Origin of the sequence: Levilactobacillus wangkuiensis, from assembly GCF_016861605.1 — a bacterium.
GTDB lineage: Bacteria > Bacillota > Bacilli > Lactobacillales > Lactobacillaceae > Levilactobacillus > Levilactobacillus wangkuiensis.
This window is the reverse complement of record NZ_BOLM01000002.1, coordinates 1-21730: the sequence shown is the minus strand read 5'-3', so window position 1 is coordinate 21730 and position 21730 is coordinate 1. Positions and strand designations below refer to the sequence as shown.

Here is a 21730-nt window from a genome sequence, read left to right as displayed (position 1 = left end):
TAACTTAGCAAAATATCCCGGTAGGAAAATAAAAGGTGGCTAAACCAGCTAGGCGTGGTCTATACTGGAAAGGCACCATGATTTCATACATATAAAAGGGGTAGATGTTAGATGGAAAATACGCAAACTTTACAGTTTTGCCCGAAGTGTGGTCGGGAAAATGTTGAGCACGGCAAATTCTGTCCGCAGTGTGGGCAGTCACTCACGCAAGCGGCGCAACCGGTTGGTCCCAAGCAGTCGGCCCAACCACAGGCACCCGTGACGCCTACTAGTCAGTCACGCACGACGCATGACGACTCGACGACGGGACAACGGACGGCACCCACGGCAACCGCACACCACAACGGCAACCGGAATCTGATTTTGAACCGGGAGAACCTGGAGCACGTCGGGCTGTGGATTCGCAATAACTTAGTGACGACCGGGATCGGCGTGTTCCTCCTGTTCCTGCTCTTCACGTTTGCGGCGGCCCACGTTGCCTGGTGGACGATTTTGCTATTATTGGTGTTGATTTACCTGATTGCCGGCAGTTACGGGACCGACGCCACCGGCTTCGAGCGAAAGGTCAACCGATATTACCGTGATCAGGATTACCGGTCAAACGTGAACCAAAACCTAAAGGCCAAGCAGAGCGATCTGCAGGCCAAGACGGCTTCGGCCATTAAGCAAGCCATGCCGCAACAAGCACCGTCAGCGGGCGCCACGGAACAACCCACCGCTGGTCCAACGGTGCAATCGGCCACGACCGCGCCGGTTGCCAAGGGTCACCTGGGCATGGGCGTGACCGAGGTCATGGTGGTCTTAGGCGCCTTAGCCGCTCTGGGGGCCGTTTACGTGGGTCCGTACCTGCAGGCGTCTGCCTCGTTTATTAACTATTCAGCCGGGTTAACCCTGGCTAATTTGCTCAAGCTAGGGAGCTCGGCTTCGGAATTTTTCGGACAGGACTCTAGTGCCACGGGATGGCTCGTGGCCTTAACGGTGGCTCCAATCGTCGCGCTGATCTTGGGGGTGTTGCCCAGCCGGACGACACGAATCATCAACGTTATCGTGGCCATTGTGGTTGATGTGATCTTTGGGACGGTCTTTGGCTACATTTACAATGGTATCAGTGGCGGCTACTCGGGGACGTTTGGCGATGCAGGCTTTGGCCTCAGCGCCTGGGTCTCTCTGGGTGGGTGTGCCGTACTGACCATCTTCGCCCTGATTTCTGCGTTTAAGCCGCGGAAGCCTTAAAGCATAAAAAAGTTTCGCCAATCGATTAGGATGGCGAAACTTTTTTGCTTCCTCAACTTTTTTCAAAAGGGGAATGCAGGTTATTTAGTGGTTTCTAAGGTGGCTACCTGCGCCTGAGCGGCTTGGGCCAGGATGTTCAGATAGTTGAATGGCCGGTCAAAGTTAGGTTGGAACAGCATGTCGACCATGGCCAGGTCATCAATCGTGTTTTCGTTTTGGATGCAGACGGACAGGGTGTTCGCCGATTGTGAGACGTCGTACTTGCTCATCAGAGTGCCACCGAGAATCCGCTTGCTGTCTGGATCGTAAACCAGGGACATCAGCACGGGTTCCGTCGTTGGCATGAACTCTGGCCGGTAGTTATCCTTGACGATGACTTGCTCGGCATTAATGCCTTGTTGCTTGGCAGCGGCTAAGGTCAGCCCGGTGGAAACGATGGTCCGACCGTAAAGGGCTAAGCCAGAGGAAGATTGTGTTCCCATGTATTTAACGGTGGGGGTAACCAGGTTCTTGCCAACTAAGATACCTTGACGAACCGCGTTGGTAGCCAGGGGAATGTAGGCGTTTTGATGCGTTGGGTTATAGTGAACCGCTGCACTATCACCGGCAGCAAAAATGTCGGGGTTGGATGACCGCATGTAATCATCCGTGATAATCGCGCCGTTTTGGGCCATGTCAACTTGACCCTTGAGCAGGGCGGTGTTGGGCCGGAAGCCGATGCAGAGGATGGCTAAATTGGTGTCGTAGCTCCCTTTGTCGGTCTTGATGGTCACGCCGTCACCGGTATCCGTAAAGCTTTGAACCGTTTCGCCCAAGGCTAATTGTACGTGATTGTCCCGGTAGTCCTGCTCGATCACGTCGGTGAATTCTTGGTCAAAGTACTTAGGCATGACGCGGTCCATGGCATCGATCAGGGTAACGTCGTGGCCGGTGGTGGAGTAAGCTTCGGCCAGTTCGGCACCAATGTAGCCAGCACCGATGACCGTGATGTGCTTGGCGTGCTTCGCTTCTTCAATTAAGGTTTGGGCGTGGTTCCAGTTCTTGCAAAGCTTCACATGGTCGCCGTCGATTCCGTCAATCTTGGGAATGATGGGCCATGAACCGGACGTCATGACCAGTTTGTCATAGCTTTCAGTGGTCTGGGCATGGGTCGCCAAATCTTCTACCGTGACCGTCTTTTGATCGGCGTCGATGGCTAAAACGTTGTGACCCATTTGCACGTTCGCGCCTAAGCTCTTTAATTCCTCAGGGCTGGAGTAGAACAGGCCTTGGGGATCGGCAACCTTGCCGCCGAGGTACAGGGCGATTCCGCAAGATAAGAAGGAGATATTATCATTCTTTTCGTAAACGGTGACTTCTGCATCGGGGTGTTCCGCTAAAATTTGCTTAATGGCAAAGGTTCCTGCATGTGTACAACCAACAACTGTGACTTTCATGGTGGTGCCTCCCAAAACAAGATTTTTTGAATAGTCCTTCACAAACACGTCCATGTGAAATCCTTTTCAATTGATTACAACTCTATTTTAGACAACTTATCGAGAATGTCAACACTTTTCTGAAAGTGTTACCATTTTGTTGACAACGGGGATTGAACCCGAAACTAGTCTTGCTTAGCGAAAAGCGGTAAACTAAAGAGCGTAGATTTACCTGTAAGTTCAGTGGCGAACACGGATGGGGAACCACGCGGCGTCGGCCACTCACGGACAGGACTTATTTGAAGGAGTGACTAATTTAATGTCAAAAGTAGCCAAGCATCTCTCAGCCTGCACCTCCGTTTTGGTGGGTAAAGCCGCCACGGTCGATGGGTCCACGCTGATTGCTAGAAACGACGATACCTTTTTACCCTTAACGCCCCAACGGTTCTATGTCCATCCCGCAGAGCATGATCAACCTAAGCGGACCTGGGTCTCCAACCAAAACGGCTTCACGGCACCAATTCCTAGCGATGGTTACCGCTACATGGCAACGCCTAACGTCGAAGTCGACAAAGAAGGGGTCTACGCCGAAAGTGGGTTCAACGAAAAGAACGTGGCGATGAGCGCTACCGAAAGTGTTTACGGCAATCCTGCTGCCTTAGCCTTCGATCCGCTGGTGGCCAATGGTCTGGCCGAAGACTCCCTGCAAACGATGGTGCTCCCGTACATTAACTCCGCTCGCGACGGGGTGCGCTACCTGGGGAATCTGATCAAGGAATACGGCTCACCAGAAGGTAACGGCGTGCTCTTCTCCGATCATGATGAAGTTTGGTACATGGAAATCGTCACGGGACATCACTGGGTTGCCCAACGGATTCCGGATGACGCCTATGCGGTGACCGCGAATCAAGTGGCCATTCAACAGGTGACCTTCGATGATCCAGACAACTTCATGTTCTCCGAGGGCATCCAAGAATTTGTGACGACCAACCACTTGAATCCAGACCAAGACGGCTGGAACTTCCGTCACATTTTTGGGACCAGTACCGAAAAAGACCGGCACTACAACACGCCACGGGTCTGGTTCGGCCAACACGTGTTGAATCCTGAAATCGAACAGGATCCCCAATCCAGCGACCTGCCATTCATCTGCCGGACCAGCCACAAGATCAGTGTGGAAGACGTGGAATACATTTTGAGTTCCCACTATAATGAAACCCAATACGATCCACTGGGCCCTGGCGACGGCGCGGACAAGCTGAAGTTCCGGCCAATCGCCATGAACCGGACGCAAAATTCGCACGTGCTCCAGTTACGAAACGATGTGCCGGCCGACCGCTCAGCCATTTTCTGGTTGAACTTCGGGGTGCCAGCCTTCAGTCCTTACGTCCCATTCTTTGCTAACGCCACCGATACGGATCCGTCGTACAGCCAGACGCCGGTCCACTTGGATGACGTCAGTGCTTACTGGATGTACCGCAAGATGTCCATGATCGTAGAATCCCACTACGTTCAGTTCATCGAACAGGATACGGACTACGTGACGGCCGCTAAGCAGGACTTACGGACCCACGTGGCCACAGCCTTAGCTGGTGCCAAAGACCTCACGGGGGATGCCTTGACCGCCTACCTGACGGACCAAAACCACCAGGTAGTTGCCGACATGCGGAAGGTCACGACGCAGTTGACCAATGACTTGATTGAAAAGGGCCTGACGCTGTCGCACCTGACCTTCAACATGGACAAGAACCTATAAGACGGTTCAGGGCTTGCATTTGTCAGTTCGTTCCCGGCGGCGGGCTCAAGATGGCCTGCTGTGGGGCCGGTTCCAGCCCAAGAGCGGGCTTCCACCTCAACTTTGAGCCTGGGGAGCGGTCTCAAAGGTTGTCCCATGGGCTAAGCTGAGTGGGAAACCTCAGCTAAGGCCATCGACACAGCTGGCCGTCTTGGCCCGCCTCTGGTCACTGACATGGGCGCACCTGTGTCGTCACTGCTTCTGCCAGTCGGTCCGATTTTGTCTCGCAAGTTTAGCTAGATTGATTTAAAAGACTATCTATAGAGCGTATTTCCCTGGGCAATCCGTCTGGGGAGACACGCTCTATTTATTTGCCCACAAACTTGAAATCAGTCGGTTAACAGCCGCTGAATAGGGTTTTAAACAAGTCTACGGTATAAAACGTCAAGACTCTATAAATCTTCACATTTCTCTCAAAGTCTACGCAAAACTTTTCGTCATAATAAGCTTATAGTAATCGATGCAATGATTCATTTAGTTAACGGAGGATTTCATGATGAAGAGAAAAGAGATGAAGAAAATCAACTTAACGGCGCAGCAGGGGTTAACGGCGCAACAGGCCCAAGACCAACTGGCTGCGACCGGGGCGAACGAATTAATCGCCGCAAAGAAACCCGCGCTGTGGCAACAGGTGGCGCGTCACCTGAGCGACGTTTCCTCACTTGTGCTATTATTTGCCGTCGGCTTAGCCAGTTACATGGCGCTCTTTCAGGGTGGCGGTTGGACGAAGACGATTGTGATCGGGTCCATCCTGGTGATCAACGTGATCATCGGGCTGTACCAGGAAGCCTCGGCGGAAAAGGCGTTGGCAGCGTTACAGTCCATGAGCCTGCCCACGACCACTGTTCGGCGCGACGACATCGCCCAGACGATTCAGGCCAAGGACGTGGTGCCGGGGGACCTGGTCCTGCTAAAAGCCGGTGACCAGGTGCCAGCCGATGGCGTCGTGCTCCAGAGCACCAATTTAGCTGTTGACGAAGCCGTCTTAACCGGTGAAAGCGTGCCGGTCACGAAGGAAAAGCTCGTGGATCCAAATGGTGCAACGGAAGCGCAACAGGTCTTTTCCGGAACCGCCGTCACGGCAGGTACGGCCATCGTTCAGGTGGTGACGACCGGGATGGCAACGGAACTGGGCCAAATCGCGGGTCTGTTGAACAAGACCAAGAAGCGGGCAACGCCACTGCAAGGTCGGTTGAACAAACTGTCCGCGTGGCTGACGACCTTTGCGGTGATGGGCGGGATGGTCATCTTCGCCCTCAGCATTTGGATGCAAAATCAGGGACTGGCTGACAGCCTGATGATTGGCATTTCCCTGGCCGTGGCGGCCGTGCCAGAAACGCTACCGATCATCGTGACCATTAGTTTGGCGCACGGGGTGAAGCGGATGGCCAAACGCAACGCCATCATGCGCCGGGTCAACGCGGTGGAAACGATTGGCGGCGTCGACGTGATTGCCTCCGACAAGACGGGGACGTTGACGCAAAATCAGATGACGATTACCCGTTACTGGACGCCCAACACGAAGAACGCCATGGCGGCGGACACGTTAACGCCGGCTGGTGAAAAGATGATGCGCTACCTGGGCCTGGCAACCAACGCCGAAATTCAAGAGGTCGCCGGTCAGGAACAGACAATGGGTGACCCCACGGAACTGGCGATTGTGCGTTGGCTAAAGGGCCACGGCAAGAGCCGGCAACAGTTTGAAAAACAAGCACCACGGCTGGCGGAAGATCCTTTTGACTCCACGAAAAAGACGATGGCGACGGTCCACCGGTTAGCGGATGGCCAACAATTGGTCATCGTGAAAGGCGCCTTCGACCGGTTACCAGTGGCGTGGCAACCACAAGCTCTCGATCAAGCCAAGGCCGTTCACGACCAATTTGGCCAGCAGGCCTTACGGGTCTTGTCGGTGGGCTACAAGGTGATGCCAGCGACGGCAACGCACGACTGGACGGAACTGACCAAGGACTTAACGTTTGCGGGGCTGGTGGGTATCATTGACCCACCACGGCCAGAAGTGATTCCGGCGATTCGGGAAGCCAAGCGTGCGGGAATCAAGCCGGTGATGATCACCGGGGATCACATGGTGACGGCTGAAGCCATCGCTAAGGAAATCGGCCTGCTGACGCCGGGACAACTGGTGATGTCAGGGGACGAGCTCCGGACGCTGACGGACGACGAGCTCGCCGCACAGATTCAAGATATCGCGGTTTATGCGCGGGTATCGCCGACGGATAAGATTCGAATCGTGCAGGCGTGGCAAAATGCCGGCAAGACCGTGGCCATGACCGGTGATGGGGTCAACGATGCTCCCGCTCTGAAGGCCGCCGATGTCGGAATTGCCATGGGAATTACCGGAACGGAAGTCTCTAAGGGGGCCGCCGACATGGTTCTGACGGATGACAACTTTGCGACGATTATCTCCGCGGTCCGGGAAGGTCGGACGGTCTACCAGAACATTTTAAAGGCCATCGAATTCCTGGTGGGCGTCAACTTTGCCCAAATCTTCTTGATGGTGGGCGCGGTCCTGATGGGCTGGGGTGCACCGCTCTTGGCGGAACAACTCCTACTGATCAACGTGTTAGCCGATGGTATCCCAGGGTTCTACATTTCCCGCGAACCGGGCGAAAAGGAAGCCATGGAACAGCCACCGGTGGCCAACGATGAAAGTCTCTTTGCTAGAGGACTGGGCAGTCGCTTGGCAATCCGGGCGGTCACGTTTACCTTCCTGACGTTAGGTATCTACGCGATTGGCCGGTTCGGTCTCTCCGCGGGGCAAGCCACGATGGGGATGACGATGGTCTTCCTGGTGCTCGCGGTTGGTTCGATGGTCGACATCTACGCTATCAAGGACCGGCAGCCGCTGACACGGCAAAGCCTCATGCGTAACCCTGTGTTAAACGGGGCGATGCTCCTGGCCGTAGCCTTGGTCATCGCTATCGCCACGATTCCGGGCCTACAAAGCATGTTCGGCCTGGTAAGCTTACCGGCAGTGGCGTGGGCTATCGTGATTCCGGGGATGTTTGTCCCAACGATTGTGTTAGAAATTGCCAAGCGTTGGCAGCGACGCTCCACGAACACGTGGGTCGCAGAAATTGACTAGGGCAACACCGTAACTGAATGGGTCAAGCCAAGACACTCACGCGACCGATAACTGACGATTGCTTGGAGGAGTAAACGAGACGTTTGGAAGCGCGTGGGGGTCGTGGTAAGACACATTCGGCAAGTAAGCTAAGATTCAAGCATACGCCGCAACGTATGAATCGGTTAGACACAAAAATAACGGTCACCTCTTCGTGAAAAAAATGAAGAGGCGACCGTTTTTTATTTGGTTTTATATAATTCAACGATTAGTAATTGTGGTGGCCATATATCAACCACAGGAACCAGCACAATAGAACTTGGTGTGATCAATGTCAGTGACCAGAGGTGGGCCAAGATGGCCAGCTGTGTCGATGGTCTTAGCTGAGGTTTCTCACTCAGCTTAGTCCATGGGACGATCTTTGAGACCGCTCCTCAGGCTCAAAGTCGAGGTGGAAGCCCGCTTCACAGGCTGGAGCCGACCCCACAGCAGGCCGTCTTGAGCCCACCGCCGGGAACGAACATTAATCACAACCCAGTTCTAAGCGTAGGCGACGAGGGCGAGGCGGACGTAGCGCGCGTTAATGTAAGCATCCGGCCCAATCTGGTACCAGACCAGCTGCTGATCATCCACGACCCGGCCGCGGATATCCAGGGCCTCACCATGGTCGAGCTGACCGGCCGTTTCGCCGTAGGGTTCGTGGTAAATGGACACGGCCTTGCCCGGTACATAGTCGACAGTGCCAATCCGTTCAAACGGTTCGGGATGCCACCGGTCGGGTTCGGGCAAGCCGAGGTCGATGAACTGGTGCTCCCGCCGTACGGTTTCCTTGGCCGAGAGCCACTGTTCACCGCCGAGGTTGTACCAAACGTCGCCGTTGGTCAGGGTGATGATCATGAATAGCCGCCACAGCGAATCCGTGGGGAACTGGTACCCGTAAGCCTGACCGTTGGGGCCATCAAAAACCTGATGGTCGGCCTGCAGAAAGACAAATTGATGGACCCGCTGAACCATTTGCCAAGAATCCCGCCGGTAGTAGTAAACGACCTGGCCGGGGTGCTGGTTAAACGTGCCACGTTGTTGACCCTGAGCCTGAAAGATGCGGTAGTTTTCAACGGCTGGAGGGGTCAACGAGAAGGCCGTTCCCAGGCGTCCGCGGAGAATCCCGGGAAGCTCCAGCAACCGGCCGGTATCGTAATCGACCAGGTAGCTAATGATGGGCTGTCCCCAGTGTCGGACGTAGACCAGGGTGGTCAGTCCGTATGCTGAAATGTAATCCTGGGTGAACCCGTGTACATCACGGAGAGCGTATCCCGCAATTTTAGGAAAGCGGAAGTTGACCGGCTGGTTGAGGAAGCCGGTAAGAACTAAGGCAGGTTGGAGCGGTTGATTTTGATCATCCACTAATCGGACGACCAGGGTGGCCGCTACCTGAGCAGCCTTCGCAACCGGTTGGGGTGCGGCCTGCGGTGTCGGTGAGACGGGTGTTGGGGCTAAGGGCAGGGATGTGGCACGGGGTTCGGGTGTTTCTTGCGGAACCGGTGCGGACTCAGGGCGCCGTCGCGTCTGTGCGTGCCGCGGCCGCCGCTTGGGTACCTGATTCGGTTCGATCACCCGTCGTAACCAGTCAAAAAAAGCCATGTCCTTTCACCTCCTGAAGTTTCCATTAAAATATTAGTCTATAGCTTACAGTATACCGCATTCTGGTGGTGCGTTGCAGGTCCTTTTGCAAAACGCTTCCAGAGATTGATTAGGCAACCAAAAACGGCGACCCGCAAGTTGCGAATCGCCGTTAAAAATGAACTTTACTTTTTATCCGTCGTTGGTTCGGCTGCTGGTTTAGCAGTATCCGTGTCAGCGGCTAAGACAATCTTGCCATCTTCAATCTTGGCCACGAGGTTCTTAACGTCCGCGTGATCAAGGTAGAAGTCCGCAATCCGGTCTTCGATTTCTTCTTGAATGACTCGCCGTAATGGCCGAGCGCCCATTGCTGGGTTGTAGCCCTTCGCCACGAGTTGTTCTTCAACGGGTTCCGTAACGTGGATGTGGAGGCCTTGGCCGGCAAGCATCTGGTTGACGTCACCAATCATTAAGTCAACAATGTGCATCAAGTTTTCCTTGCTGAGAGAGTTGAATTCAATGATGTCGTCGAAACGGTTCAAGAATTCTGGCTTGAAGTAGTTGGTCAAATTGCCCAGAACGGAGTGGGTCGTGCCCTCGGCAGCGGCACCGAAACCAACGTTGGCTTCAGCATCGCCGGTCCCGGCGTTACTGGTCATGATAATCAACGTATCCTTGAAGGAAACGGTCCGACCTTGAGAATCGGTCAACCGGCCGTCGTCAAGAATTTGTAAAAACATGTTCATGACGTCGGGGTGGGCCTTCTCAATTTCGTCCAGTAAGATCAAGGTGTACGGGTGCCGACGAACTTGTTCCGTCAGCTGACCGGCTTCTTCATAGCCGACATAGCCAGGTGGGGACCCGATCAATTTCGAAATGGAATGCGGTTCCATGTACTCAGACATGTCAAACCGAATCATGGCCTCCTGAGAGCCGAAGAGTTCGTTGGCTAATTGTTTAGCTAATTCCGTCTTCCCAACACCAGTCGGACCAACGAAGAGGAAGGACCCGATTGGCCGGCCCGTGCCGTTCAACCCGATACGGTTCCGGCGGATAGCCCGCGCAACCTTGTCGACGGCTTCGTTTTGGCCAATGACGTGCTTTTCCAAATCAGGGGAGAGGCTTTGCAGTTGATGTTGTTCCTTGGCTGCTAACTCACCCACGGGGATGGACGTCTTCTCTTCGACGATGTCCTGCATGTCCTTGACGGTAACCGTGGCCGACTGGTTTTGATCAGCGGTCTTGGCATTTTCCTTGGACTTCTCTAACTTCGTGACTTGATCACGGTAGTAGGCGGCCTTTTCGTAGTCTTCCTGCTTCAAAGCAGCCTGCTTCTGATCCTCGGAACTCTTGATCTTTTCATCAATAGCCTTGGGATCAGCCACGTTGATCGTTAAGTTCTTCCGTGAACCGGCTTCATCCAACAGGTCAATGGCCTTGTCCGGTAAGAACCGGTCTTGGATGTAACGGTCAGACAGGCGAACAGCGGCCTCAATGGCGTCGTCCGTGTAGTGAACGTGGTGGTAATCTTCGTACTTCTTTTGGATGCCTTGTAAAATTTTGACGGCTTCATCGGCACTCGGTTCATCAACCGTAACGGGTTGGAACCGCCGTGCGAGGGCTTGGTCCTTTTCAATATCTCTGTATTCATTTAAAGTCGTGGCCCCGATGAGTTGGAAGTCACCCCGAGCAAGCGCTGGCTTCAACACGTTACCAGCGTCCATGCCACCCTCGGCATTGCCGGCACCCATGATTTCATGGATTTCGTCAATAAAGAGGATGATGTCCGGATTACTCTGAACTTCCTTCATCAATTGTTGCATCCGTTGTTCAAATTGGCCCCGGATCCCGGTTCCTTGAACCAGGGAAACCACGTCCAATCGAATAATTTGTTTGTTGGCTAATTTTTGGGGAACGTTGCCTTCAACAATCCGTTCCGCAAGGCCTTCAATGACGGCCGTCTTCCCAACACCGGCTTCCCCGATTAAAACGGGGTTGTTCTTGGTCCGGCGATTGAGAATTTCGATGACTTGAGCCGTCTCTTTGTCACGCCCAATAACGGGGTCAACCTTGCCGTCCTTAGCTAGTTTGGTCAGGTTCAAGCCATACTGACTGAGTAGGCCATTGCCGTTTCCTTGGTTACCAGCAGGTTGGGTTGGTTGACCAGGTTGCTGCGCACCGGATTGCCGGTAGTCAGCTTGGTCGTTGTTGCCGCCTTGCATTGCCCGGAAAATATCATCCAGGTTACCAAAGCCGAATGGATCTTGTGCCATACGGCCACCTCCATTTCCAGAATCGTTTTGTTGCTGCTTCAGCAGTTGATAACAATTTTGGCATAGGTCAACTTGTTGCCGCTGCCCATTTACACTCATGTAAAGGTGAATCGTTGCTTCATTGCGGTGGCAATTTTGACATAGCATCTTGTCGTCTCCTTTCTTGCCTGGAATTCTCGTGGGAAACCCACGCAGGTCTGTGTGAGAAAAGTTTTGACCTTTCTTGACCATTGACCACATTATACCGCGTTCGACCTGCCGTGCAAGTAATTTGTTTCACGACAAAATCGGCGGTAATCGTGGCATTTCCAGCGAACAATTTTATTCTAGCACTCTCGGTAGTAGAATGCTAAAATCGACTCCTGATTTCTCCTACTTTTCCCAAACCGTGGTGAAATTTGGTGCGCGCTGGGCTTTCGTTCCCGGCGGCGAATTCAAGGTGCCCGGCTGTGGGGTCGGTTCCAGCCGAAGAGCGGGCTTCCACCTCAACTTTGAGCCATAGGGCGGTCTCAAAGGTTGCCCCATGGGCTAGGCTGAGAAAGGACCTCAGCCAAGACCATCGACACAGCAGGGCACCTTGATTCGCCTCTGGTCACTGACACAGACGCACCAAATTATACGGTCGACGGCTACATTCCCGGCGGTAAGCTCAAGCCAGTCGGCGGTGGTTACAATTTTTACGTGTACGCGGGTATGAATCGAATTAGTAGGAAGAGTGTCATGTGTTTCCGATTAGTTGTTAAAATTTGTCAGCATTTTTACTATAGTGGTTGTCGACCCATTATAAGGGAGGCGACAGGTTGTTTGCTTCTAAATTAGAGATGCGCGATAATTTAAAGGCGAGTAGAAAGGTATTGAAATATTCGAAGTATCTGTCACAATAGTTGAAGCAAACCTATCGTGGTGATTGTAAGAGGTTAGCCATGATTGCGGTAACGTTTCAACGTGAGTGACCAGAGGCGGGTCAAGTTGACCAGCTGTGTCGATGGTCTTAACTGAGTGAACTTCTCAGTTTAGAGCATGGGACGACTTTGAAGACACGGGGTTTTCGTGGCTTCAAAGCGAGGTGGAAGACCGCCCCTCAGTCTGGAACCGGCCCCACAGCAGGGCAACTTGAACCCGCCGCCGGGAACGGTCAGCACGCTGAAACGTTAAGCGAACTGTTTAAGGAGGAAAAAACTTTTGGCAAAAGATTTTACCGCGCTAATGAACCAACTAAAAGATCAGGAACTAGACGAATTCGAAGTCACCCCCGAAGAATTTCCCGCCTTTCAAAAAGCCTTCATGGCCTTTGAAACCCGGAAGCGAGTGATTGGCCAGGCCCACAAGGGTGGCAAATTAATCTACCGTTACGATGATGGTGGCAAAAAAGACGACGAATAGTGATTATTTGATGTAAGCGGTTCATGAATGCTTGTAATTTGCCTGCTAGATTGATATTCTTAGTAGGTAGGCGTGACTCACAAAATGGTTGTTTGGCCAATGCGCAAGGTCAGGGTGAGTCGTGTTTGGTAAGAAATCAACCTAAGCTTAAAGGAGATCGATCAATTATGGAAAAACGCGAATTTCGTGTCACTGCAGAAACTGGTATCCACGCACGTCCCGCAACTTTATTAGTTCAGGCTGCTAGCAAGTTCAACTCTGAAGTTAGCTTGCAGTACCAAGACAAGTCCGTTAACTTGAAGTCTATCATGGGCGTTATGTCCTTAGGTGTTGGCCAAAACGCCAGCATCACCATCACGACTGACGGTGACGACGAAGCCGATGCCATGAACGCAGTGGCTGAAACGTTGAAAAAAGAGGGTTTATCTGACTAATGAGAGCGATGCTCAAGGGAATTGCCGCCAGTGATGGGGTGGCTTGCGGCCGGGTCTACCGGTTCGTTGAGCCAACCCTCACCGTTAAAAAGCGGACAATCACTAATCTTGATTACGAATTAAATCGATTCCATCAGGCCCTTGAAGCAGCCGTCTCAGAAGTCGAGACGATTGAAACGCGTGCAACTAAAAGCCTGGGCGCTGATGGCGCCCAGGTTTTTAGTGCGCATAGGGCGATGCTCCAAGACCCAGATGTGATTGCGGCGACTGAAACCAAAATCAAAACGGAACACGTCAACGCGGAAGTCGCGTTCGCAACTGTGATGAACGACTTTGCCCAGAGCTTTCTGGCGACGGATAATGCGCTGACCAAGGAACGAACGTCTGACGTTCACGACGTGGTCAAGCGGGTGACCGCCCATTTACTTGGGGTGAACTTGCCTAATTTGGCGTTGCTGAAGGAGCCGGTCGTAGTAGTGACCCACGATTTGAATCCCAGTGATACGGTCTCGGCGGCGTCCAAGTACATCTTGGGCTTCGTCACGGATCTGGGTGGCCGGACGTCTCACTCGTCGATTCTGGCGCGCTCCCTGAACATCCCCGCGGTGGTGGGAACGCAGACGGGGACCCAAACGTTGATGGATGGCGATTCAGTCATCGTCAACGGGTCAACCGGGAGCGTCGTGACCGATCCCGACCAAGCAGAATTGGATACAGCCAAGCAGGCCATGCTGGATCGCATCACTAATATGAAACGGTTAGCCACGCTGCGTAATCACACCACGACGAGTCGCGATGGGGTGGGGGTAACGTTGGCCGCCAACATGGGGACCGCCAGTGACATCCCGAACGTCTTGCAAAATGGCGCGGAGGCCGTGGGCTTGATGCGCACCGAATTTTTGTATATGGATTCGGAGCAGCTGCCCACGGAGAACGAACAGTTTGCCACGTACCGGCAGGTGTTGGAAAAATTAGCACCACGGCCCGTGGTCATTCGGACCCTGGACATTGGTGGGGACAAGCCATTGCCTTACCTGCATCAGAAGCAGGAAGCCAATCCATTCATGGGGGCCCGGGCGATTCGCCAGAGTCTGGCCCACCAAAATATCTTTCGGAGTCAGCTGCGGGCGTTGCTGCGGGCCTCGGCCTACGGTAACTTGCGGATTATGTTTCCGATGATTGCGACGCTGGACGAGTTTCGGCAGGCCAAGGCCATTTACGATGAGGAGCGGTCGAAGCTCACCACGGCCCGGGTACCCCTGGGAAAAATCAAAGTGGGGATGATGGTCGAGGTGCCAGCAGCTGCCATGTTGGCGGACCGCTTCGCGCAGGAAGTGGACTTCATGAGCATTGGGACCAACGATTTGATTGGCTACACGATGGCGGCCGACCGAACCAACCAGGATGTTTCCTACCTGTATCAGCCGTACCATCCCGCGATTCTGCGGTTGGTGCAACGCATCATTACGGCCGGACACACAGCGGGGATTCCCGTGGCCATGTGTGGCGAAATGGCGGGTGATCCGATTGCGGTTCCGCTGTTATTGGGGATGGGCCTCGATGAGTTTTCTATGGGTGCCGGGTCGATTTTAAAGACGCGGCAGTTGATCAGTCAGCTCAACGCCAAGGACCTTCAAGGACTCGCGGAAAGTGCCGTGAATTCGGCTGGCACCAGTCAAGAAGTCATTACCATGGTGCAGGCCGCGGTTCCCAATGTGTTGACACAGTCTTAAATTTAACGTGAAACGTGCGCACCCGCGACCGACAATAATCGGCTGGCGGGTGCTTTTTTGGTGTGACCGTGGGGAAAGAAATTCAGTAGTGACCCCGTGTTGTCACGGTGAATGACCATTAATTTTTCAGCAACCTCCGTTGTTGTTTGCAATCACTTAGGCAAACCCATATAATTGTGATGATTGTACAATATGAAGGCTACTGGGTGCCGGTCTGGACCGCTCGTATTAAGGGATGGGTGTTGGCAAACGGGACCCGGGAGCTATTTAAGACAAAACACAAGACGCAAGGGGGATTGGCAATGAACATCGGCATATTTACGGATACCTATTTCCCTCAAGTGAGTGGGGTCGCGACGTCCATCAAGACGTTGCGGGATCAGTTGGAAAAACAGGGTAACCAGGTCTACATCTTCACGACGACCGACCCGCACGTTGAGAAGAACGTGTATGAACGCAATGTCTTTCGTTTCTCAAGCATTCCGTTCGTCTCCTTCACTGACCGCCGAATCGCAGTGCGGGGGCTATTTCAGGCCTACCAAATTGCCAAGGAGTTAAATTTAGACGTGGTCCACACCCAGACGGAATTTTCCATGGGCTGGATCGGAAAGTTTGTGGCGCGGAACCTCGAGATTCCGTGTCTACACACCTACCATACGATGTACGAGGATTATTTACACTACGTGGCGAACGGGAAGATTCTGAAGCCCGTGCACGTCAAGCAGGGGACGCTGGCCTTTTGTTATCACTTAACTGGCGTGGTAGCGCCCAGCGACCGGGTGTTGACCACCTTAACAGATTATGGGGTTAAGACACCGATTCGGGTCATCCCGACCGGGGTCAACCTGCACCAGTATGAACAGCCGGATACCGCTAATTTACGGCGGCAGTTGGGGTATGATCCCGACACCCCAGTGATTCTCTCGCTGAGTCGGTTGGCGTATGAAAAGAATATCAAAGCCAGTATTGCGGCGCTGCCCCGCATTTTAGCGCAGGTGCCGAATGCACAGTTGCTGATTGTGGGTGATGGGCCAGCCAAAGCGGACCTCGAGGCGCAGGCCAAGGATGCCGGGCTGGACGATCACGTGACCTTTACTGGTGAAATCAATAACGATGAAGTGTTCCGTTACTACCATATGGCGAACGTCTTCCTGTCCTCCTCGGATTCTGAATCCCAGGGGCTGACGTACATTGAGGCGCTGGCGGCGGGCACTAAGATTGTCGTCATGACGAGTCCGTATACCGATGAACTATTGTCGAGTCGGACACTCGGGGTGACATTTACCACCGAAGACGAATTAGTTGAGAACGTGGTTGATTACCTGCTTCATGGGGATGACGAGCAGGACCCAGACTTGCTGGCACGGAAGTTAGCGGAAATTTCTGCGGATACTTTTGGGCAACACATCCTGGAATTCTATCAGGATGCCCAGGCAAGCTACGAGCAATCTCACGAGGATACCCCGGACTTTAGCGATTAGAGGAGTTATTGGATGTTAAAAATCAACATGTTTTCTGCGGCTGATTCCGTGAAGGGTCAGGGTGTGGGGAGTGCTTACAACGAACTCATGAATCTGTTGGCGACGCGGTTGGACCAGGAGTTTGACGTGTCCGTAAACAGTTATCGGCGGGTCGACCTGACCCATTACCACACGATTAATTTTTCCTATTACTTATCAACGTTTATGCCGCATCGTGGCCGGAAAATCGGCTACGTTCATTTTTTGCCGGAAACTCTGGAGGGGAGTTTGAAGATTCCCCAACCATTCCGGTCCATTTTTTATAAATACGTGATTGCCTTCTACAAGCGGATGGATCACATCGTGGTGGTGAACCCGACGTTCATTCCTAAGCTAGTGGCAGCGGGGATTCCGGCCGAAAAGGTGACGTACATTCCCAACTTCGTGAGTCGCAAGGAATTCTACCCGGTCGATGCCGAGAAGAAACGGGCCTTGCGCCAGAAGTACCACTACGATGAACAGCGTTTTACGATCTTGGGCATTGGGCAGATTCAGGAGCGCAAGGGGCTATTTGACTTTATTAAATTAGCCCGGAACAATCCGGATCTGCAGTTTATCTGGGCTGGGGGCTTCTCCTTCGGGCGGATGACCGATGGCTACGCGGCGCTCAAGAAGGTCGTGGATGATCCACCGGCTAACCTGAGTTTTCCAGGGATCGTTGACCGGGATAAATTGGTCGACTACTATAACTTGGCGGACCTCTTTTTATTGCCATCCTTTAATGAACTATTTCCCATGTCTGTACTGGAGGCCTTTAGTACTGGGACCCCAGTCTTATTACGGGATCTCGACCTGTACCAGGCCATTATCGCGGGCGACTATCAGCCAGCGGCCGATTACGACGCGATGAACGAACAATTACACAAGTTACCTCAGGACCCAGCAGCGCTGGCACATTGGCATCAACGGAGCCTGGCGGCAGCTGACCGCTACTCCGAGGAACATCTGGCGCAGATTTGGCGGGAGTTCTATACGCAGCAAGCAAAAGAGGGGTAACTGAATGTCACGACGAAATAAATGGGTCTTAGCGTTGATGTTACTCCTGGGGATTGCTATTTTTGCGTTTTCTCTCCGTGACATTAAATTTTCAGTTTTAATCAATGATTTTGTTAATATTAACTTCTGGTGGTTCGGCGTCGCCATCTTATGTATGGTGATCTACCTGGGGCTGGAAGCGTGGATCGTCAAGGTGTTCATCTCCGATCGTATCGAAGGCTTTACCTTTAAGGATGCCCTCCGAATCCCCATGGTGGAACAGCTGTTTAACGGCATCACGCCATTCTCATCCGGTGGTCAACCGGCCCAACTGATTGCCCTAATGCAAACGGGGGTCGATGCGGGGAAGGCCAGCTCGGTCCTCCTGATGAAGTTCGTGGTCTACCAGTCCATGATTGTCATCAACTTTTTATTTGCCCTGGTCATCGGGTTTCACGACATTCAGGACAAACTCCACGCTTTGGTCTGGCTGGTCGTGTTTGGCTTTTCCATTCACCTGGCCGTCATCGTGGGGCTCCTGATGATCATGTTCTGGCACGCGTTCACCAAGAAGGCGGTCGGCGTGATTATGAAACCCATGGGGTGGTTCATGAAAGCCGAACGTTTCGAGCGGATGTCGACCAACGTGAACGGGAAGATTGATTCCTTTTACGCCGAAAGTGTCCGCATCAGTGGGCAGTGGAAGCTCATGCTACGCGTCTTTGTGATTACCTTCTTCCAGCTGATGTTCTACTATTTAATCCCGTATTTCATCATGCTGGCGCTGGGCTACACGACGGCAAACATCGTCATGGTCACGAGTCTCCACATCCTCATTGTCATGGTGATTTCCCTGTTCCCGATTCCAGGGGGCTCTGGGGGCGCCGAATACAGCTTTGAAATGATTTTCCGTAGTTACATTTCATCGAATAGTAAATTGGTGCTGGCCATGATTCTATGGCGGCTCCTGACCTACTACTTGGGGATGTTAGCCGGTCTGGTGGCGATGGTGATTCGCCCGGATAAGGTGCGCGAAGAGAACTGATTTGTGAAAACTCTGAGTTTTTCGCGATTAGGGCGTGCCATAGTGGCTTAAGTTTGGTAAAATCATAGTGAAAGCTAGAAAGGGGACCAACCATGGAAGAATCTCAACTGATTGGCATCATCAATCGTTTAAAAGCGATGCAGGAAGATGCTACCGACGAGCCACAACCCCGTCGTTTTGAAAAAGAAGGCGTGGAACAGGCAACGGTCGTATTTAACCAATTGACCCACACGTACACGTTAACCGAACACAATCCGGAAACGACTTTTGAATTTGATAACATTGATTTAGTAGCTATCGAATTATTTGATTTATTGACGGATAATTAATAACAAAACTATGGTGATCATAGTTTTGTTTTTTTTAAATAAAAATATGGTGGCGGTTACACGGCCGGCGACCGACTGGTTGGTCCCAGAACGGTGCGCCAATCGCGTTAAGTTGTGACGGAAACGTGAGCAAAACTTGAATTTTTTCAAAGGTTCCTTAATCAGATTGAAACCCCGCTAGTATTCGTTATACTGTAGTGATGTTAACTATTTTGTGGAGGCTGTCTCATGGCGAATTTTTTTAAACGAAAGATGAACTGGATAAACACCCGCATGGGCTTTTTCCTGTTGACCATCGTTCTATTTTGGGTAAAGACTTACATTGCCTATCAAACCGAGTTCACGCTGGGGGCAAAGGGGAGTGTCCAACAGTTTCTGCTGTTCATTAACCCCGTTCCAGCGGCACTACTGATTTTCGGCATTGCCCTGTATTTCCGGGGACGGTTAGCCTATTGGCTAATGGTGATTATTAATGTCCTGGAATCGACCTGGATATTTGCGAACGTGCTGTATTACCGAGAATTCTCAGACTTCCTCTCCTTCGGGATCATGAAGGGGTCGAGCGATGTTGGGAACAACTTGGGGAAGAGTATGGCACAAATTACCCATCTATATGATTTCTTTGTGTATATCGATATTATCGTTTTAATCGTGTTGCTGGTGACCCACGTCATTCGGATCGACCCGCGGCCATTCAAACGACGGTATGCGTTATCAATCACCGTACTGTCATTTGGGCTGATGTTTGCCGAATTTGGCATGGCCAACGCGGACCGTTCTGGCCTGCTGACGCGGACGTTTGACAACAACTACATCGTCAAGTACCTGGGGCTGAATGAATATGCGGCCTTTAATGGGTACCAGACGCAGAAGGAAAGTGCCACCCGGGCGAGTGCCAATGCCAGTGACATGAAGAGTGTGCTGAAATACCTGAAGCAAAACCGCGTGAGTCCCAACGTGTCGTATTACGGCAAGGAAAAGGGCAAGAACGTGTTTGTGATTCACTTGGAGAGTTTCCAACAGTTCCTGCTCGACTATAAGGTCGATGGGAAGGAAGTTACCCCCACACTGAATAAGTTCTACCATAACCAGAACACCCTGTCATTCGACAACTTCTATAATCAAGTGGCCCAGGGGAAGACCTCTGATGCTGAAATGATGCTGGAAAACTCACTGTTTGGGTTACCACAGGGGTCGGCAATGACCACCTATGGGACGCAAAACACGTTCCAGGCGGCACCGGCTATCCTGAGTCAAGAGGCGGGGTACAGTACGGCAGCATTCCATGGGGATGTGCCAAGTTTCTGGAACCGGGACAACACGTACAAGTCCTGGGGGTACCAGTATTTCTTCAGTTCTAGCTACTATACGGAGAAGCCTGGGTACTCCGTCGGCTATGGGTTAAAGGATAAGATCTTCTTTGAACAGTCCGCGAAGTACATCGAACAGTTACCACAACCGTTCTATGCCAAGCTGATCACGCTGACTAACCACTACCCATACGAGTTAGATAAGAAGAACACGGATTTCCCCGCAACCAAAACAGGGGATAAGACCGTAGACCCATACGTTCAGACGGCACACTATTTGGACCAGTCATTTGCTGAGTTCCTGACGTACCTGAAGAAGGTCGGTCTGTATAAGAATAGTGTCATCGTTGCCTATGGGGATCACTATGGAATTTCCAACAATCACCGGCCAGCGATTGCCCAATTACTGGGGAAGAGTAAGGTCACGAACTTTGACTTAGCCCAATTCCAGAAGGTCCCATTCATGATTCACGCGACGGGACTCAAGGGGGGCATCAACCACACGTATGGGGGGGAAATTGATGTCTTGCCAACCTTATTGGATCTGCTTGGGGTGAAGAATACCGATACGATCCAGTTTGGGCAGGACCTGTTAGCGAAGAATCGCAATCAGACCGTCGCCTTTAGAAATGGGAACTTCATTTCGCCGAAGTATGCCAAGATAGGGGGAACCGTCTATGATACGAAGACGGGGAAAGTCCTCACGTTGACGGCAGCGCAGAAGAAGGTCGTCGATCAGATGCAGAACCACGTGACGACGGAGCTTTCCTTATCCGACCGGGTCATCTACGGAGACCTCTTGCGTTTCTACACGCCAAAGAACTTTACCAAGGTCAACAAGACCGACTTTACCTATAAGTACAAACCAGCAATGGCCAAACTTGCTGAGGCGGAAAAACAGGAGAAGACGAGTGCCTTGGCCAAGAACAAGGGTAAGACGACCACGTACAAGACAGACGCACCAGAATTGAAATAAGCTTCATATAGAAGAGTTCCGACTACTCCTAGTGAGTGTGTTGGGACTCTTTTTCTGTGTAAGAGGTGTCGTGCGTGGGTAGACCGATTCAGGTGATATCGGTGAGGTGTGGCCGAGAGTTTTAGGAGAAGTGGTGAGGGTGTGTGGCCGGCGCTGAAAATAATTTCAGTAAATATTCATTTTGCCCTTGACCAATGGCGTGGATATTGGTAAACTATTTTTTGTTGTCAGAAACGCAAACAAGCGTTGCATCGGCAAGGATGAAACGAGATTCAAGTAATTGAAAAAAAGGCTTGACGGTCTTGGCAATTCTTGATATAGTAGTAATCGTTGTTGAGAATATTTATTCAATTAGTTGCAGCAAACATCAATATTTATTCAAAAAGATGTTTAAAAACTTGTTGACATGATTTTGACAGCATGATATACTTTAAAAGTTGTCACGGAGCACTTGCTTCTTATGATAACTTGGTAGACCTTTGAAAACTGAACATTGTTTCGACAAACCAAATATGTGTAGGGCGGTTTGATACTTGGTATCAAACCCAAACAATATTTGCGAAGTCAATTCGCTTTTATAACAAATAAAGTAACAACAATCGATGAG

The 21730-nt window shown here is 52.0% G+C and carries 14 protein-coding genes; 11 read left to right on the top strand and 3 right to left on the bottom strand.

Going from position 1 to position 21730, the window contains the following annotated elements:
* Positions 1–111: 111 nt before the first annotated feature.
* The gene (locus JUF13_RS01290) at positions 112–1233 is read left to right on the top strand and encodes a zinc-ribbon domain-containing protein (protein ID WP_203637394.1); all 1122 of its coding nucleotides are present in this window, start codon (positions 112–114) and stop codon (positions 1231–1233) included.
* Positions 1234–1313: 80 nt separating this feature from the next.
* On the opposite strand, the gene JUF13_RS01285 is transcribed toward JUF13_RS01290, so the two are convergent.
* On the bottom strand, positions 1314–2669 hold the full coding sequence (locus JUF13_RS01285; protein ID WP_203637393.1) for an FAD-dependent oxidoreductase: 1356 nt from the start codon (positions 2667–2669) through the stop codon (positions 1314–1316).
* A 298-nt stretch (positions 2670–2967) separates the two neighbouring features.
* Between JUF13_RS01285 and JUF13_RS01280 the strand changes: the two genes are divergently transcribed.
* Positions 2968–4404, top strand: a complete 1437-nt coding sequence (locus JUF13_RS01280) for a C69 family dipeptidase (RefSeq protein WP_203637392.1) — start codon at positions 2968–2970, stop codon at positions 4402–4404.
* 535 nt (positions 4405–4939) lie between these two features.
* Positions 4940–7546, top strand: a complete 2607-nt coding sequence (locus JUF13_RS01275; protein ID WP_203637534.1) for a cation-translocating P-type ATPase — start codon at positions 4940–4942, stop codon at positions 7544–7546.
* A gap of 519 nt (positions 7547–8065) precedes the next feature.
* On the opposite strand, the gene JUF13_RS01270 is transcribed toward JUF13_RS01275, so the two are convergent.
* Both JUF13_RS01270 and JUF13_RS01265 read right to left on the bottom strand, forming a co-directional pair.
* Complete coding sequence (locus JUF13_RS01270) at positions 8066–9166, bottom strand: MucBP domain-containing protein (protein WP_203637391.1); 1101 nt, start codon at positions 9164–9166, stop codon at positions 8066–8068.
* A 164-nt stretch (positions 9167–9330) separates the two neighbouring features.
* A complete protein-coding gene (locus JUF13_RS01265; protein ID WP_125765069.1) occupies positions 9331–11565 on the bottom strand; it encodes an ATP-dependent Clp protease ATP-binding subunit in 2235 nt (744 codons plus the stop codon).
* Positions 11566–12600: 1035 nt separating this feature from the next.
* Here JUF13_RS01265 and ykzS point away from each other — a divergent pair.
* The 8 genes from ykzS (at position 12601) to JUF13_RS01225 (ending at position 21123) form a co-directional block, all read left to right on the top strand.
* Positions 12601–12801: a protein YkzS gene (ykzS, locus tag JUF13_RS01260; RefSeq protein WP_125765068.1), complete on the top strand. Its 201-nt coding sequence runs from the start codon at positions 12601–12603 to the stop codon at positions 12799–12801.
* A gap of 167 nt (positions 12802–12968) precedes the next feature.
* Positions 12969–13235 carry a phosphocarrier protein HPr gene (locus JUF13_RS01255; RefSeq protein WP_125583687.1) on the top strand — a complete coding sequence of 89 codons (267 nt, stop codon included), beginning with the start codon at positions 12969–12971 and terminating at the stop codon, positions 13233–13235.
* Positions 13235–14968 carry a phosphoenolpyruvate--protein phosphotransferase gene (ptsP, locus tag JUF13_RS01250; protein ID WP_203637390.1) on the top strand — a complete coding sequence of 578 codons (1734 nt, stop codon included), beginning with the start codon at positions 13235–13237 and terminating at the stop codon, positions 14966–14968. Before JUF13_RS01255 ends, ptsP begins: the two co-directional genes overlap by 1 nt.
* 302 nt (positions 14969–15270) lie before the next feature.
* Complete coding sequence (locus tag JUF13_RS01245) at positions 15271–16449, top strand: glycosyltransferase family 4 protein (protein WP_125765066.1); 1179 nt, start codon at positions 15271–15273, stop codon at positions 16447–16449.
* A 12-nt stretch (positions 16450–16461) separates the two neighbouring features.
* Positions 16462–17484, top strand: a complete 1023-nt coding sequence (locus JUF13_RS01240; RefSeq protein ID WP_203637389.1) for a glycosyltransferase family 4 protein — start codon at positions 16462–16464, stop codon at positions 17482–17484.
* A gap of 4 nt (positions 17485–17488) precedes the next feature.
* Positions 17489–18508 carry a lysylphosphatidylglycerol synthase transmembrane domain-containing protein gene (locus tag JUF13_RS01235; protein WP_203637388.1) on the top strand — a complete coding sequence of 340 codons (1020 nt, stop codon included), beginning with the start codon at positions 17489–17491 and terminating at the stop codon, positions 18506–18508.
* A gap of 92 nt (positions 18509–18600) precedes the next feature.
* Positions 18601–18837 (top strand): YkuJ family protein, encoded by a 237-nt coding sequence (locus tag JUF13_RS01230; RefSeq protein ID WP_125574787.1) that lies wholly within the window; start codon positions 18601–18603, stop codon positions 18835–18837.
* Positions 18838–19065: 228 nt separating this feature from the next.
* Positions 19066–21123 carry an LTA synthase family protein gene (locus JUF13_RS01225; protein ID WP_203637387.1) on the top strand — a complete coding sequence of 686 codons (2058 nt, stop codon included), beginning with the start codon at positions 19066–19068 and terminating at the stop codon, positions 21121–21123.
* Positions 21124–21730: the final 607 nt, after the last annotated feature.

Coding starts and splice junctions, on each gene's coding strand:
- JUF13_RS01240 (WP_203637389.1), top strand. CDS start 16,462: ATGTTAAAAATCAACATGTTTTCTGCGGCTGATTCCGTGAAGGGTCAG.
- JUF13_RS01230 (WP_125574787.1), top strand. CDS start 18,601: ATGGAAGAATCTCAACTGATTGGCATCATCAATCGTTTAAAAGCGATG.
- ptsP (WP_203637390.1), top strand. CDS start 13,235: ATGAGAGCGATGCTCAAGGGAATTGCCGCCAGTGATGGGGTGGCTTGC.
- JUF13_RS01285 (WP_203637393.1), bottom strand. CDS start 2,669: ATGAAAGTCACAGTTGTTGGTTGTACACATGCAGGAACCTTTGCCATT.
- JUF13_RS01225 (WP_203637387.1), top strand. CDS start 19,066: ATGGCGAATTTTTTTAAACGAAAGATGAACTGGATAAACACCCGCATG.
- JUF13_RS01280 (WP_203637392.1), top strand. CDS start 2,968: ATGTCAAAAGTAGCCAAGCATCTCTCAGCCTGCACCTCCGTTTTGGTG.
- JUF13_RS01270 (WP_203637391.1), bottom strand. CDS start 9,166: ATGGCTTTTTTTGACTGGTTACGACGGGTGATCGAACCGAATCAGGTA.
- JUF13_RS01275 (WP_203637534.1), top strand. CDS start 4,940: ATGAAGAGAAAAGAGATGAAGAAAATCAACTTAACGGCGCAGCAGGGG.
- JUF13_RS01245 (WP_125765066.1), top strand. CDS start 15,271: ATGAACATCGGCATATTTACGGATACCTATTTCCCTCAAGTGAGTGGG.
- JUF13_RS01265 (WP_125765069.1), bottom strand. CDS start 11,565: ATGCTATGTCAAAATTGCCACCGCAATGAAGCAACGATTCACCTTTAC.
- JUF13_RS01235 (WP_203637388.1), top strand. CDS start 17,489: ATGTCACGACGAAATAAATGGGTCTTAGCGTTGATGTTACTCCTGGGG.
- JUF13_RS01255 (WP_125583687.1), top strand. CDS start 12,969: ATGGAAAAACGCGAATTTCGTGTCACTGCAGAAACTGGTATCCACGCA.
- JUF13_RS01290 (WP_203637394.1), top strand. CDS start 112: ATGGAAAATACGCAAACTTTACAGTTTTGCCCGAAGTGTGGTCGGGAA.